The following is a 14,526-nucleotide window of genomic DNA, read 5'->3' as shown; positions in this document are numbered from 1 at the left end:
GCAGACTCTCTCCTCTTGCTTTTTTTGCTATACTTGGGGTATGAAACCATACAACATTTGCATTGTGGAAGATGATCAGAAGGTAGCCGAACTTTTGCAAACACAGTTGGTTCGCTTTGGGTATGAGGCCACGGTGATCGGCAATCTGGAAGGAATTGACGCAGAGGTGTTGGCTTGCAAGCCGCATCTGGTGTTGCTGGATATCAATTTGCCTTATTATGACGGGTTCTACTGGTGCCGACGGATTCGGCAACACTCCAAAGTGCCGATCGTTTATATCTCGGCTCGCAGCGGGGAGATGGATCTCGTGCTGGCTCTGGAGAGTGGGGGAGACGACTACCTCACGAAACCGTTCCACCCGGAAGTGATGATGGCGAAACTCCGTGCCCTGTTGCGGCGCACGTATGGCGAGTATGCAGAGGCTCCGACGAACGAGGATGAAGTTGAGGTTCAGGGACTTGTGTTGGACGTACATCGTCATACCGTTCGATCTGCGTCCACCTCGGGCGAGATCGTGCTGTCTCTGTCCGCGACGGAGGCGGGTTTGTTGCGTCGGTTGATGGAAGCCCAGGGCAAGATCGTGTCGCGGGATGACTTGCTCGGCGCACTTTGGGACGACACGCAATTTGTTGACGATAACACGCTGACTGTCAACATTGCCCGTGTTCGCCGCAAGTTGGAGGAGTTGGGACTGCCGACCGCGATTGTGACCGTGCGGGGACAAGGCTACCGCTTAGAAGTGGAGGCGGGGGTGTGAAGAGGGCTTTTTTGCTGGATCACATTCGGCTGATCTTGTTCTGGGGTTTCAGTATCGGATTGGTCGTCGCCATGCTGTGGCTTTACATAACAGCTCGTCATGTCTACTTGCCGGGCCCGATCTTGCTCTACACGACGGGGCTCGGATTGTTTCCGTTGGGGCTCTACCTAGCCGTCGAATACCTGCTTCGCCGCCCGTTTTACCGTGCGGTCCAAGTCCGACTGGCAAGCGAGGGCGAACTCGCGGAAGCACTTACCCTGAACGTTGCGAGAACGCAGGAACAACGTGTGGTGCAAGAGTTGTTTCATCGCTACTACTACAGTTTCGAACAGGACTTGCGCCGTCTGGAAGAACAGCGCAAGTTTTATGAGCGGTTTGTTACTCGTTTCGCTCACCAGATGAAAACGCCGCTCACCGTAATCCAACTCTTAGAAGGCGAGTTGCAAGGAACAGGGCAAGGCGATGTCGCCGAGAGCTTGCGAGAGGAGCGGACGCGGCTCGACCAGTCGATCAACATGATGTTGCAGACGGCGCGGTTGAACGAGTTCGCGTTCGATTCGCGCATGGAATCGGTTGAGATTCTCGCCCTCCTGAGAGGGATCGTCAACGAGCACAAGACGGAGTGGATTCGCTACCGTTTGTTTCCGAAGATTGAGTGCGAGGCGACTGAGATTTTTGTCCGCACAGATGCGAAGTGGTTCGTGTTTCTCTGTGACCAAATCGTGCGCAACGCCTTTCAATACGGTTCGAAGTCGGTGGACGGCGCGCGGGTGCCGGGCACTTTTTTACTTCGTGTGACGCAGAGGGAGGAGGAAGTCGAAGTGGAGTTCCAAGACACGGGCATCGGTATTCCGGCGGCAGACCTTCGCTATGTGTTCCAACCTTTCTACACAGGGGCCAACGGGCGCACGCATTCACGGGCAACCGGCATGGGGCTGTATTTGGTAAAAACGGCTGCCGAACGCCTCGGTCATCGCGTCGAGTTGCAGTCTGTCGAGGGCGAGGGCACGACGGTGGTCGTGTATCTGGCCAAGCCGCAGTATTACGAAGTGGCGATGAACATGACAACTTTGTAAGGTTGTGTAAGGTTTATCGAGGGCACTCGGGAGTTTTGCGTGCGATACTGGCTGTAGAAATCAGTCAGTCAGGAGGTTTTCAAAAGTATGACTCTAGTAAAAGCAACCGCATTGACCAAAGTCTATGGCACCCAAGCGAGCGGCGTGCTCTCCCGCGCTTTGAACGGTATTGACCTTGAAGTTGAAAAAGGCGAGTTCGTCGGTGTGATGGGCCCGTCGGGAAGCGGCAAGACGACTCTGTTGAACTTGTTTGCCGGGATCGACAAACCGTCCGGCGGGGACTTGCAAATCAACGGCCACCACATTGCCAAGATGAGCGCCAAGGAACTGGCGCTGTTTCGCCGCCGACAACTGGGCTTCGTCTTCCAAGACTTCAATTTGCTCGACACACTCACCCTCGCGGAAAATGTCGGCTTGCCGCTGACGCTCGACGGGCACAAAGGACGGACCGTGCAAGAAAGCGTGGAAAAATTGCTCGGCTACCTCGGGCTGCACGATCTCATGAACAAGTATCCGTATGAAGTCTCCGGAGGTCAGCAACAGCGCACGGCGGTGGCGCGGGCGGTGGTACACAACCCAAGCCTCTTGCTCGCCGATGAACCGACAGGGAACTTGGACTCCGCTTCAGCTCGCGCGCTGCTCGGCGTGTTCCAGAAACTGAACACGGAGCAGGAAGCCACGATCCTCATGGTCACACACGACCCGTTTGCCGCCTCCTACTGCAAGCGCGTGGTGTTCATCAAGGACGGGCAGGTGTACACGCAAATTGACCGCGTGGGCGAACGACAGCCGTTCTTCCAAAAAATCCTCGATACACTCGCGGTGCTGGAGGGAGGTAGTGCGCATGGAATGGCGACGACTCGCATTTAAAAACGGCTGGCGCAATGCCCGCCGCTATGCCGGGTATCTGGCGTCGGCCACGCTTGCCGTACTGGTGTTTTTCATCTTCGCCCTGTTCCTTCACAATCCGTTCGTGACCGAAGGACATATGAACTCGAGCGTGCGTTACATCATCGAAGGCTTCCGGTACATCGTCGGAGCTTTCGCGGTGGTGTTCATCGTGTTCTTCCATTCGTCAATGATGCGCTACCGCAATCGGGAATTCGGGTTGTTCCTGACGCTTGGGATGACGCCTGCACAGGTCGGGCGGATGATTTTTCTCGAAGGCTTGTTGCTTGGGGGAACCGCCCTGTCCATTGGCATGGGACTCGGGCTGTTGTTTGGAAAAATGTTTCTGCTTGCCATCGGCAACATTCTCGGTGTGTCGGAACCGATCCCATTCGTGCTGCCGGGGGCGGTCTTCACGTCGACGATCACATTGTTTGGTGCGGTGTTCGTGTTGGAGAGCCTCTACTTGGGCGTTCGCATGTCGCTGCGAACTCCGAAATCGCTGATCCTGGGCGCCCGCACGCAGCAAAAAGCGCCCAAGGCTTCGCTTGGTCGCGTGCTTCTTTCCCTGGTCTCGCTCGGCCTTGCGTATGCGATGGCTGTGTTTCTGAGCGCTTTTATCGTGATCACGTTTTTCCCGATCTTGATCCTCGTGGGGATTGGAACGTACTTTTTGTTCACGCAGACGATGGTGTTTGTTTTAAAAAGTCTTCGCAAGCGACCGCTGTCCGGTACGGCTCTGCTGGTCGTTTCACGGCTCACGTTCCGAATGGGTGACCATGCGCGGATGCTGACTCTGGTTACGATGTTGTGCGCGATCGTGCTCACGGGGATGGGGGCGGTTACGGGCATTCAATCGATCAACGACCTGAACTCGACCCGCGTTGCTCCGGTTGCTCTCAATGTGGTGTACCAAGACGTCAAAGGAGATCAACTGGCCGCCAAGCCGGAAGCCGTGCGGAAGATTCTGCAGGCGCATGGGTTGGGGGCAGGTCAAGAGTTGCAAGCGCAGATGGTGCTCGTACAGGTACAAGCTGCCGACGGATCAGGGAAGCCGGTTCCGACGTGGGCGATGCGCCAAGTCGACTTCGACCAATGGACGCAACGCAATCTGAATGCACATCCGATTCTGAGCACGTACTACAAACTGCCGACAGAAGCCAAACCGGGTGAACCGCGTCTGATCGTGGCCTATCCGCTGGTGATGAAGGAGTTGTTCCCGAACCACGATGTCGTCGTGAAGAGCGGGACCGGCAGTTGGAGCATGTTGGTGGAGGGTCAATACGATGCCCGCGTCTTCAACGAAGACGTAACCATGCCAACCGACTTCGTGCTGGTCATGGACGATTCGGACTTCCGGCAAGTCCAAGCGCAAGCGGCTCCCGAGAGCCTCTGGACGACCGCAGGTTGGATGGTGCCGGACTGGCATGACACGAAAGGGGCCGTTCAAGACCTGAACCAACTGGCGGGAGAAGATGTCAAACAAGGTCGCGCCCTCGTAAGCAACACCCTCGGCGTGTTCGAACAGGGCAACCAAGTGCTGGAAGTGACGCTGTTTGCAGGGCTGTTTGTCTCCACGCTGTTTTTCCTCGCGTCTTGTTCGGCGATCTACTTCCGACTGTTCGCGCAACAGGAGGAGGATGCTCGTCAGTTCGCTTCGTTGCGTCGGATCGGATTTGAGCGTGCAGAAGCGGGCCGCGTGCTGACGGTGGAATTGATGCTGTTGTTCTTCCTCCCGTTCTTGGTCGCCGTGCTTCATTCGTCGGTGGCGATGCAGGACCTCTCGAACCTGTTGGCGGTGCAAGGCAGCGTGTGGAGTTCCTATCTCCTCGTCGTCGGCATCTCGATTCTGTGCTTCCTGGCGTACTACCTCGTAGCACGGGTGCGGTATCTGCGTCAGGTTTGGAGATGATTTTGTTTGAAAAATCGAATAGAGTAGAAAGGAGCGGAAAAGTTCGTGAGTTGGGAGAGTGAACGTGTGCAGGATGTGTATTTTTTCACCGGGTTTCCGGGGTTTATTGCAACGCGGTTGATCCGTCGTCTCGTGGAGTTGAACGCAGGTGCGCAGTTTCGTCTGTTGGTGCATCCGAGCCAGCGTGAGCGCGCCGAACGCGAGCGAGCAACCTTGGGCTCGGCGGAGCAGTTTCAGATCGTCGAGGGCGACATCACGCGGGAAGGTCTGGCTCTGACTTCTGAAAAAAGCGACGCCCTTCGCGGGTGCGTCACGTATGTGTTCCATTTGGCGGCCGTCTACGACCTTGCCGTGCCGAAAGATTTGGCTTACGACGTCAACGTGAACGGCACGCGCAACGTCAACACGTTTGTCAAAAGCTTGCCTCAGTTGAAGCGCTACGTCTATTTCAGCACCGCCTATGTGTCGGGAGATCGCACGGGGCGGGTGTTGGAGACGGAACTTGTGAAGGGTCAGAATTTTAAAAACCACTACGAGTCCACCAAGTACGAAGCCGAAGTGCTCGTGCAGTCGGTGAGGGAACAAGTTCCGTTGACGATCATCCGTCCGGGCGTGGTGATGGGGGATTCCAAGACGGGGGAGACGCCGAAGTTTGACGGGCCGTACTTCGTCATGCGCTTCCTCGACAAGTTTGCTTCACTGCCGATCCCGTATGTGGGGCGCGGGGATGTGCTGATGAACCTCGTGCCGGTCGATTATGTTGTGGAAGCAACGTGTTGCCTCGCGCACGTAGAATCTGGGGAGGGCAAGGTCTACCACTTGACCGACCCGCGCCCGTACACCGCGAAGCAAGCGTATGAGCTGATCTGTCGCGAACTGCTCGGCAAGCCGCCGGTTTGGACGCTTCCGTCGGGTTTGGTGTACGGGGCGTTGTCGATTCCGGCGTTTCGGAAATGGGTGCAAGTGGAGCGCGAAACGATTGCCTACTTCCAAGAGCAGTCGGTGTACGATGCGTCGCAAGCAGAACGCGATCTCGCGGCACAAGGGATTCAGTGCCCGGATCTGCGGGAGTATATGGGGCGCGAAGTCGCGTATTACAAGGAACATCGTGAGGATCGGGAGAAGTTGATCGCAGTTCGGTAACTATTTTTTGCAGGGCATGAATCATTTGGGGGCAAGTTTACGTCTAATCAGGCAAGACTTGACAAGAGAAAACTTGTGAAATGAGGAGTGTTCGATATGAAGAAATGGAATTGGGTACTGCCGTTGCTGGTTGCTGTGGCGTTGACCGGGTGTGGAAGCCAGACTTCCAGTGTGAAGGATGGCCATCCGCCCGATACGACGACGCAACCCCCGGCTTCGAACTCTGCGGTGGTCCCCAACCCGCCGCCGACGCAAACGACCCCGCCTCCAAAGGCGGATGTCCCGGATCAAGACAAAGTGCAGGTGGCGGTGTATAAGTCGGATGCCAACGCCACCAAACTCGTCAAAGAAACGGCGACGATCGCCAAAATGTCCAGCGACAGCAAGCGGGCTGCCGTGATTTTTGGTCTGCTGAAGGAAGGCAACCCGTCGACGAAAACCATCGCCACGGTGCCGGCCAAAGTCGAACTGCTCAGCGCGACGGTTGAGGGTGGGACGCTGACGCTCAACTTCAACGACGAAGCGACCCGTCTGCAAGGCAGCACCACGGAGACGATGTTCGTAGACGCGGTGAACAAGACGATGTTCGACGACTTCCAAAACGTGACCAAGATCAAGTACCAAATCAACGGCAAAGACGCGGAAGTGTTGACGCAGTTGGTGGTGAAGGACGGGTTCAAGCGCTAGGGAAAAACCACCGTTTCGATTATGAAACGGTGGTTTTTTTACAGCACTTGACAGTAGAAGGAGGATCGCTTAGAGTAACGGAAAGTTCTCCTAAAAAAGGAGTGATCGGATTGTTGCGATATCGATATGTACCTCATATTTTTTTGGGCAGTACCAAACAAGACTTGGAAGAGATGCGTCAAATCGTCTCGAATCAAACACGTCCTTTCGCAACTCTCGAAATGATGGAAGACTTCCCAGTCGGTTCGAATCCGCCCCCTGAAACATGCAAAGAGCGACTTAAAGTGTGCGATCACTACATACTCTTGATCTATCGTCGCTACGGATGGATTCCCGAGGGGTCAGACAAGTCTATCACCGAGATGGAATACGAATGGGCAAGAGAGTTGAACCTGCCGATAAAAGTTTACATACACGAACTGGAGGATGGCGTTCCCCACGAGATCGACCACCCGGAAAAATTGCAGGCCTTCATCGAGCGCGTATCGCTTGAGACGACGCCCCGACCGGTGAAATCGGTGGCGGAGTTTGCTTCGTTATTGCTTATAACTCTGCGTGATTGGCTTCCTCTGGATTCGGTTGGTACACAGCAAGTTTCCGGGACGGTGCCGACCTTCGCTGAGCCGCAGAACGTATTGGGAGACGTGTTGGAAGACCGGCTGCAGGAATTGTTGAGGCGACGCTTGGGCGGAGACAGAATGGCAACTTGGTCTACGTTGCAACATCACTTGACAGATCATGCGGGAAGCCTGCCCCGCCATGTTGCTGCCCAATATTATTTGGTAGCGGCTCAATGGGCCTTAGAGGACGACCGGGAGGCAAGCGAAGTCGAACGGTACTTTTCCAGAGCCATCGAATTAGATTCCCAGTTGGACGTTCGAGTGTTTCGTGCGAATCAATTGCGGAAGGACAAGCAGTACGATGAAGCTATGAGCGTGTTGTCTCCCTTGGATCAAGAAAACGTCTTGCAGACGGCCCTGCAGATTTTGATTGAGCAAGGCAAGGGGGCCGAGGCGGAGGATCTGCTGGCGGGTGCTGGCTGGTTTGAAGCCACCCCCGAACTCAGTCGTCAGCTTGCTGTCTGTGATCTGCAAGCCCGCCATTTTGGAAAAGCGCAACGTTCAATCGAGCGTTTGTTGATGCAGGACAATCATTCTCCTGCTTACTCTCTGACCGCAGGATACATCGCGTATTGGCAAGGGATGCCCGAGGAGTTTTTCAATCCGAAGACACTATTCCCAATTCTGATGATACCAGGCTTGTTCACGCCAACACCGGAGCAAGCTGTATATCTGGAGCAAGCACTCGAGCACTTCAACAACGCGAAACAACGGTCTGCACGTAATCGTGAAGGATACGTCAAATCGAGAATGGCTTGGATCGTGACTGCCTCGCATCTGTCTTCGCGATGGCAAGAAGCGAATCGCGAAGCTATCGAGTTGTTAGAGGAGGACCCCGGGAATGACAGCGCTTGGGCGTATGTTGTCCATTATGGTGTTGAACTGGATGTAGAACGTCATGTCGAGCCGGTACAACGGCTGATTCAAGAAGGAAAAGCCTCTCTCAACCAAATCGTGACGATGGCCCACTATCAGATTCAGCAAGAAGACTTCACAGCTGCCCGAAACCTGCTGGACGATCAACGAATACAGTTTCGCAGACACGATGAGTTAGGGCGTTGGGAAGCGCTTATGGTGTTTGTTCTGATCCAAAGTGGAGATGAAGCGGAAGCACTGCGTGTCATGCAAGAGTCAGAGAATTTGGAAGATCCGGTGAAACAGAGGATGCAACTGAATCTCTATGAACGACAAGGGAATCAGGAAGCGGCTTTGGAGCTGGCAGAGCGCTTCGCCAGGGCATCGGGAGACCGCATTGACTTGCGAAACTGGTCTTACATCGCGTATGACACAGGGGATTGGAACAGGGTAGCTCCAGCAGCAGAAGCGTGGCTCGCACAGCACGCCGAAAGACAGGCTGCTGAATTGTATGCGCTCGCTTGCATGCATCTTACACGATACAACGAGGCGTTGGAAACGGTCACAACACATGAGTCTATTTTTCCAGATGGTGGGAACAACCGTTTTGTACTTGAAATCAAGTTCGATGCTTACTGGCATCTCGGGCGGATTTTTGATACGTTGCAAACGGTTGAACAACTTTGGAAGCATGCACCCAGTGAAGTCTTGGCTGTGCGGTGGGCGAATCTGTTCACCAATCAAGGGGAGATCATGCAGGCGGTTCATGTGTTGGAAAAAAGTATTGCGGAAGGAGTAAATACCCCTGCGGTTTATGCGACATTGATCGATTTGCTTACTACTCGAGACCCTTATCAAGCATTTGCCTACGCCAAAAGGGCTTTGGAAGAGAATCGCGACAACCCACATTTGTATCTACGCGCAATGAATTGCGCGTTTCAAACGGGTCACGATCAAGAAGGCGCTGAAATTATGAATGAATACCATGCACGGTTTCCTGATCAATCTGACCTGCGCCTGATGTCCTTGGAAGATGTGCTACAACGCCTGGAGCAGAACAGGGAGAAGCATACGAAATTGCAGAAGGAGTACCTGTCAGGTGCCATACCGGTACAAGTTTTTGCAGACGCGACGTCTCAAAGTACCGGGGCAATCTTTTATCATTGGTGGCACAGCGACGTAGGTGAGTGGCAGTTGCCGATTGGGTATGGAGGTCGACAAGCCGTTCATCCGATGATCTTTCAAAATCGAAAAGTCGTGATGGAATACAGTGCTTGGCTGTCGGCGCATGCGATGGGGCTGATCCCGGCCCTTGAGCAAGGCTTTACTTCGTTTGTTGTTTCACCTCATCTGATGGACTGCATTCAAGCGGACATCCAACAACTTACGCCGGGGCAACCTTCACGGGTTCAATTATCTCAAGAGCTTCAAGAGATTTTGCCACGGGTTAAGAAGCGTGAGGTTCAAATGCCAGAAATGGACAACACGGTAGGCTCTGAACTCCCAGTTTACGATATGCAACGCTTGCTAGCTGCTCGTGAGAACGAAGCGTTCCTTGTGACCGATGGATTTGTTGTTGAAGTATCACTGGAGGGGGAAATGCCGGCTGAATTGGAGGAACAGCGTGTCTATGTGCGTGAGGTGCTCGCTGCTCTCATTCAGATGGGTGAACTTCCAGAAACAGTGTTGGAATCAGCTCCCTATGCCGGTCTGGATATTCGCCCAGACAAGGTGAACCTGTTACACGAAGGTTCTCGACTTCTGGTTGACCGGGTGTTCCTCGAGGAACTTCTGGAGACAGATCGACTGCAAGTTGCGGCTGAAGTCTTTGAATTGTTGGTTCCCTCTGATATCCAGAAGTCATTGGATCGTGAGATTCAAAATATCTCGCAAATTGAACGAAATGTTGATTGGCTGCACGAACTGATGAACCAACTCAGACGCTTAAATGATGCCGGGAAATTGGAATACGTGCCGCGAGTGGAACCCAGAGAGAACGTGAAAATTCTTTCCCATCAAATGGTCGAGGCGGTAGGCTATCAGACCGAATCTCTCGTCCCGTACTGGTGTGAGGATCGTTATTTAAATCGTGCTCCTTTAGCGGTGAACCTGTTCGACGTATTGCTCTATTTGCTAGCCAGTGGTGTGATTTTGGAACCTGATTATCGAAACTACATGACCCAGTTGTATCGAAAAAACACCCACTTTCGTGTGCCCCCAGCCTTCCTCCTTTTTGGTCTCCTCAAGCAAGCACGCTTGGTAAATGGACAGCTTGTGGAGAACCGACATTTGAGTGCCATTCGTTCCCACATCTCCAGTGCGACCGCGGAGAAGTCGATCATAGGACGAGAAGTGCTGAACGAGGGGGGCGCTACAGAGGGTCTATTGTATTTGAACCATTTGCAGGATGTGGTCACCGATACCTTGGTGGGCCTCTGGGGTGACCGGGAGATTGAACAGGTTACCTGTCAAGCGGCCTCAGCTTGGCTTCTATCACATGCATATTTGAGCCTTGCTGATGTTCCACACCTCGCACCTCATGTACCACCAGATTTGCAGGAAAGTGGGGGCCAATTCAGGCTCCTCATCAAAGGGCTGCAGTTGGAGAACAAGGAGTCGTATTTCAATTGGCTGGCGACCTATCTGGAAGCTAGATGGAAGCACGCAGTGGACAGCCAACTTTACCTGCGTTTGTTCCTGCGCAAAACCGGTATTCTTGAGAATTTCCGTTTCATACAGGATCAATTGCCAGAGAGTTTGCATGCGCTTTTGGAAGATCCCGCAGAGGAATAAAGAGGAGGAACCTATGTCACCGAATACAGACGGTACGCTGGATGCAACGCAGTCTTGCGTCCCTTTCATCTTCGCAGTGGACCCCGTTGCACAGTACGATTCGAGCGATCAAGGAAAGTTTGAAACCAACGTCCGCAATGCGTTGTCTCACATCGCGAAAACGTACAAGCACACGAAGATATGGTTCTATACGACGAAGCAATCGGTTCAGGAACAGTGGGTCGAGTCGATGTCCAACGAGATGGGACTGCCAGTCCACGTGATTGATTCCTCACGTGTGGGGGATCCCACGGCGTTCGTTCGGAACAACGTCACGATGTTGGTCTGTGATCAAGTCCTGACACGGCCGACCGCTTCGCCTTTGGATGTGGAAGAACAATGGCCGATTATGCTGGTACTAGACCGAGGTCTCGACTTGACGGAGAAATACATGGAGGCGTTACAAAACATTGACAAATACAACGAGCTGATAGGGAGCCAAGTAACGCCTCAGATGATGCAAAAAAGCATCTCGAATATCAGCGGTTTAACCCCGCGCTTAGAGACGTTGCCTGACCATTTGCTCGATATCTTGAATGGGTACGCTGCGGCTGACGCGCTTAGCATGCGCTTCCAACCGTCATGGCGATGGAACTTAAAATGGATCCTCGCTCTGATTGGATTGGCGGTTTTCTGCTTTGGATACTACTCAAACATCAACTATGATTCCTGGGCGATCATCGGGTACCTTGTTTTTGTGGCAGTTGCTAATCTTGTATACAGGTTTGCAAAAAACAAACGATATGCGAGTAAATATATCGACTATCGAGCGATTGCCGAAGGGTTACGAGTAGTGTTTTTCTGGAAGGCGGGAGGGGTGCAGGATGAGGTTCCGGATTTCTACCTGCGAAGGCATCGCAGTGATTTGGATTGGGTGCGTGTCGCCCTGCGTACGTCCATCCATGTCTGGACAGCAAAACATGCTACGCTGAACCAAGGGAAGGACTTGAATCTTGTTCATGAATCTTGGGTATTGGATCAAAAGAATTTTTTTGTGGGTAAAGTAAAGCGAGATCTGGGGAAGATTGAATCGGTGAACTGGTGGGCCAAGAATTTTTTCCGGTTGGGACTAGGCGTTGCCATTGTTCTGGCTGTACTTACCCTGATGGGATCTACATACCAAAATCTCATCAAGTGGGCTTGCCTACTTACCCCGTTTTTGCCGGTTATCAGTGCCTTATTGGACGTCTATTTAGACAAAATAGCCGCTCGCGAACAGTCTACCCGCTACGAGTTGAGCGGCCAATTGTTCAGCCGGGCAGACGAGATGCTCCAACAGTGCAAGAACAGCCCGAATTCTTCGGTGAATGCTGTCGAGCTCTTGAGAGAGTTGGGAATTGAAGCGTTGTCGGAGAACGGGGATTGGTACCTGCTACGCAAAGAGCGTCCGGTAGGTGTTCCTAAGGGCTGAATTGAAGATAATCGACTCACGAAAAGAGCCCCGGAACGCCATTGGCGGTCCGGGGCTTTTTTTCGTACCTGTATCTTAGTTTTTCGATTCGATGGAATCGAGGATGTACTGAGCTGCTTCTTCGAACTTCATCGAGCCTTTGTCGCCTTCGCCGCGTTGGCGGACGGAGACGGAGCCGTTCTCCGCTTCTTGGCCGCCGATGACGAGCATGAACGGAATTTTACCGACTTGTGCTTCGCGGATCTTGTAGCCGATCTTCTCGTTGCGAACATCGAGTTCCACGCGGATTTTTTTCGAACGGAGGTATTCCACGACTTGCTCTGCGTACTCCTGTTGGTTCTGCGAGATGGTCATGACTCTCGCTTGAACCGGGGACAGCCAGGTCGGGAACGCACCTTCGTAGACTTCGATCAAGTGCGCGGTCATGCGCTCCATGGTGGACACGATCCCACGGTGGATAACGACCGGGCGGTGCTTCTGACCGTCTTCGCCGATGTACTCCAGCTCGAAACGCTGCGGGAGGAGGAAGTCAAGCTGAACGGTGGAGAGGGTTTCTTCCTTGCCGATCGCGGTCTTGACTTGCACGTCGAGTTTCGGGCCGTAGAACGCCGCTTCACCCTCTGCTTCGAAGTATTCGAGGCCGAGTTCGTCCATCGCTTCCTTCAGCATGGATTGTGCTTTTTCCCACATCTCGTCGTCTTGGAAGTACTTTTCGGTGTTCTTCGGATCTCGGTAGGAGAGACGGAATTTGTACTCGCCCATCTTGAAGTCTTTGTAGACGCGCTGCACGAGTTCGACGACTTTCTTGAACTCGACTTTGATCTGATCCGGACGGCAGAAGATGTGCGCGTCGTTCAGGGTCATCGCACGCACGCGTTGCAAGCCGGAGAGCGCGCCGGATGCTTCGTAACGGTGCATCATCCCAAGTTCCGCGATGCGAATCGGCAGGTCGCGGTAGGAGTGCATATCCGCTTTGTACACCATCATGTGGTGCGGGCAGTTCATCGGGCGCAGGACGAGTTCTTCGTTGTCCAGTTTGATCGGCGGGTACATGTCTTCATGGTAGTGATCCCAGTGACCGGAGATCTTGTAGAGCTCAACCGACCCGAGGTGCGGGGTGTAGACATGGTCGTAGCCGAGGCTTTCTTCGAGATCGACGATGTAACGCTCGATGGAGCGGCGAATCTTCGCGCCGTTCGGGAGCCAGAGCGGCAGGCCTTGACCGACTTCCTTGGCGGTGGTGAACAGGCGTTGCTCTTTGCCGATGCGGCGGTGGTCGCGACGCTTCGCTTCTTCGAGACGTTGCAGGTATTCGTCGAGTTGCGCTTGCTTCGGCCAAGCGGTTGCGTAGATGCGTTGCAACATTTCGTTGTCGGAGTTGCCGCGCCAGTAAGCGCCCGCGATGGAGAGCAGTTTGAATTGCTTGGTGCGGCCGGTGGACGGCAAGTGCGGGCCGGTGCAGAGGTCGGTGAACTCGCCTTGGTGGTAGATCGAGAGCACGACGTCTTCCGGCAGGTCGCGGATGATCTCCACTTTGAAGTTGTCACCGCGCTCTTCGAACATTTTCAGAGCCGCTTCACGGCCGATTTCTTCGCGGCGGATCGGCAGGTCTTCTTTGACGATCTTCGCCATCTCCGCTTCGATTTTCGCGAGGTCTTCCGGATGGAAGGAACGGCCGGAGAAGTCGTAGTAGAAACCGTCTTCGATGACCGGGCCGATTGCGAATTTCACTTCCGGCCACAGGCGGGCAACTGCTTGCGCCATGAGGTGGGCGGAGGAGTGGCGGAGGGTGTCGATGCCTTCCGCGTCTTCGTAGGTGAACAGTTCGACTTTCGCATCTTGGGTGACCGGGGTGGTCAAGTCGACCAATTTGCCGTCGATTTTACCGACGACGACGTTTTTCTTGAGGCTTGACGACAGGGCGCCTGCGATGTCCAGCAGGGTGGTGCCGGATGCGAACTCTTTTACAGAGCCATCCTTGAGCTGGATCTTGATTTGTTCTTGAACTGCGTTCGACATGGGGGGTAACCTCCTTCGGGATATAAAAAAACGCCTCCGTCCTCGTACAGACAGAAGTCTGCAAGGACGAAAGCGTTATGCTCACGTGGTACCACCTTGATTCGATCTGCATGAAATAGGCATGGCAGATCCTCATAGACCCGGATAACGGTGGGGGGCCGGTTTGAAATACTGCCGAATTGCGCATGACGCAGAACGGGTTGGTTCAAACAGCTACCAAGGGGGTCACTCATGGGGCCAGGGTCCGAGAATGCTTGCAGCCGGTGGCATTCTCTCTCTGGAGGTCTGCGCCTGAGAGCGTTGTCCTCGGTCATTGCTATTGGCTT

The 14,526-nt window shown here is 53.9% G+C and carries 9 protein-coding genes; 8 read left to right on the top strand and 1 reads right to left on the bottom strand.

The window, feature by feature from the left end:
* Positions 1 to 40 precede the first annotated feature (40 nt).
* The 8 genes from JJB07_RS19080 (at position 41) to JJB07_RS19045 (ending at position 12,181) form a co-directional block, all read left to right on the top strand.
* Complete coding sequence (locus JJB07_RS19080) at positions 41 to 757, top strand: response regulator transcription factor (RefSeq protein WP_201637664.1); 717 nt, start codon at positions 41 to 43, stop codon at positions 755 to 757.
* The gene (locus JJB07_RS24435) at positions 754 to 1,833 is read left to right on the top strand and encodes an ATP-binding protein (RefSeq protein WP_201637663.1); all 1,080 of its coding nucleotides are present in this window, start codon (positions 754 to 756) and stop codon (positions 1,831 to 1,833) included. Before JJB07_RS19080 ends, JJB07_RS24435 begins: the two co-directional genes overlap by 4 nt.
* A gap of 87 nt (positions 1,834 to 1,920) precedes the next feature.
* Positions 1,921 to 2,703, top strand: a complete 783-nt coding sequence (locus tag JJB07_RS19070; RefSeq protein ID WP_201637662.1) for an ABC transporter ATP-binding protein — start codon at positions 1,921 to 1,923, stop codon at positions 2,701 to 2,703.
* Positions 2,678 to 4,633, top strand: a complete 1,956-nt coding sequence (locus JJB07_RS19065; protein ID WP_201637661.1) for an FtsX-like permease family protein — start codon at positions 2,678 to 2,680, stop codon at positions 4,631 to 4,633. Before JJB07_RS19070 ends, JJB07_RS19065 begins: the two co-directional genes overlap by 26 nt.
* A 45-nt stretch (positions 4,634 to 4,678) precedes the next feature.
* Positions 4,679 to 5,776 (top strand): SDR family oxidoreductase, encoded by a 1,098-nt coding sequence (locus JJB07_RS19060; RefSeq protein WP_347338375.1) that lies wholly within the window; start codon positions 4,679 to 4,681, stop codon positions 5,774 to 5,776.
* Between the two features lie 96 nt (positions 5,777 to 5,872).
* Positions 5,873 to 6,463 carry a GerMN domain-containing protein gene (locus tag JJB07_RS19055; protein WP_201637660.1) on the top strand — a complete coding sequence of 197 codons (591 nt, stop codon included), beginning with the start codon at positions 5,873 to 5,875 and terminating at the stop codon, positions 6,461 to 6,463.
* 110 nt (positions 6,464 to 6,573) lie between these two features.
* Positions 6,574 to 10,731 carry a DUF4062 domain-containing protein gene (locus tag JJB07_RS19050; RefSeq protein ID WP_201637659.1) on the top strand — a complete coding sequence of 1,386 codons (4,158 nt, stop codon included), beginning with the start codon at positions 6,574 to 6,576 and terminating at the stop codon, positions 10,729 to 10,731.
* 13 nt (positions 10,732 to 10,744) lie between these two features.
* Positions 10,745 to 12,181 carry a hypothetical protein gene (locus tag JJB07_RS19045; RefSeq protein ID WP_201637658.1) on the top strand — a complete coding sequence of 479 codons (1,437 nt, stop codon included), beginning with the start codon at positions 10,745 to 10,747 and terminating at the stop codon, positions 12,179 to 12,181.
* A gap of 75 nt (positions 12,182 to 12,256) precedes the next feature.
* Here the strand turns inward: JJB07_RS19045 and thrS are convergent, their stop codons facing one another.
* The gene (thrS, locus tag JJB07_RS19040) at positions 12,257 to 14,200 is read right to left on the bottom strand and encodes a threonine--tRNA ligase (protein ID WP_201637657.1); all 1,944 of its coding nucleotides are present in this window, start codon (positions 14,198 to 14,200) and stop codon (positions 12,257 to 12,259) included.
* Positions 14,201 to 14,526 lie beyond the last annotated feature (326 nt).

This window comes from Tumebacillus amylolyticus (assembly GCF_016722965.1).
GTDB classification, from domain to species: domain Bacteria; phylum Bacillota; class Bacilli; order Tumebacillales; family Tumebacillaceae; genus Tumebacillus; species Tumebacillus amylolyticus.
This window is presented reverse-complemented; position numbering and strand designations above follow the sequence as displayed.

Excerpts from the sequence above, each read along its gene's own strand:
- JJB07_RS19080 (WP_201637664.1), top strand. The coding sequence starts at position 41 with ATGAAACCATACAACATTTGCATTGTGGAAGATGATCAGAAGGTAGCC.
- JJB07_RS19070 (WP_201637662.1), top strand. The coding sequence starts at position 1,921 with ATGACTCTAGTAAAAGCAACCGCATTGACCAAAGTCTATGGCACCCAA.
- JJB07_RS19065 (WP_201637661.1), top strand. The coding sequence starts at position 2,678 with ATGGAATGGCGACGACTCGCATTTAAAAACGGCTGGCGCAATGCCCGC.
- JJB07_RS19055 (WP_201637660.1), top strand. The coding sequence starts at position 5,873 with ATGAAGAAATGGAATTGGGTACTGCCGTTGCTGGTTGCTGTGGCGTTG.
- JJB07_RS19045 (WP_201637658.1), top strand. The coding sequence starts at position 10,745 with ATGTCACCGAATACAGACGGTACGCTGGATGCAACGCAGTCTTGCGTC.
- thrS (WP_201637657.1), bottom strand. The coding sequence starts at position 14,200 with ATGTCGAACGCAGTTCAAGAACAAATCAAGATCCAGCTCAAGGATGGC.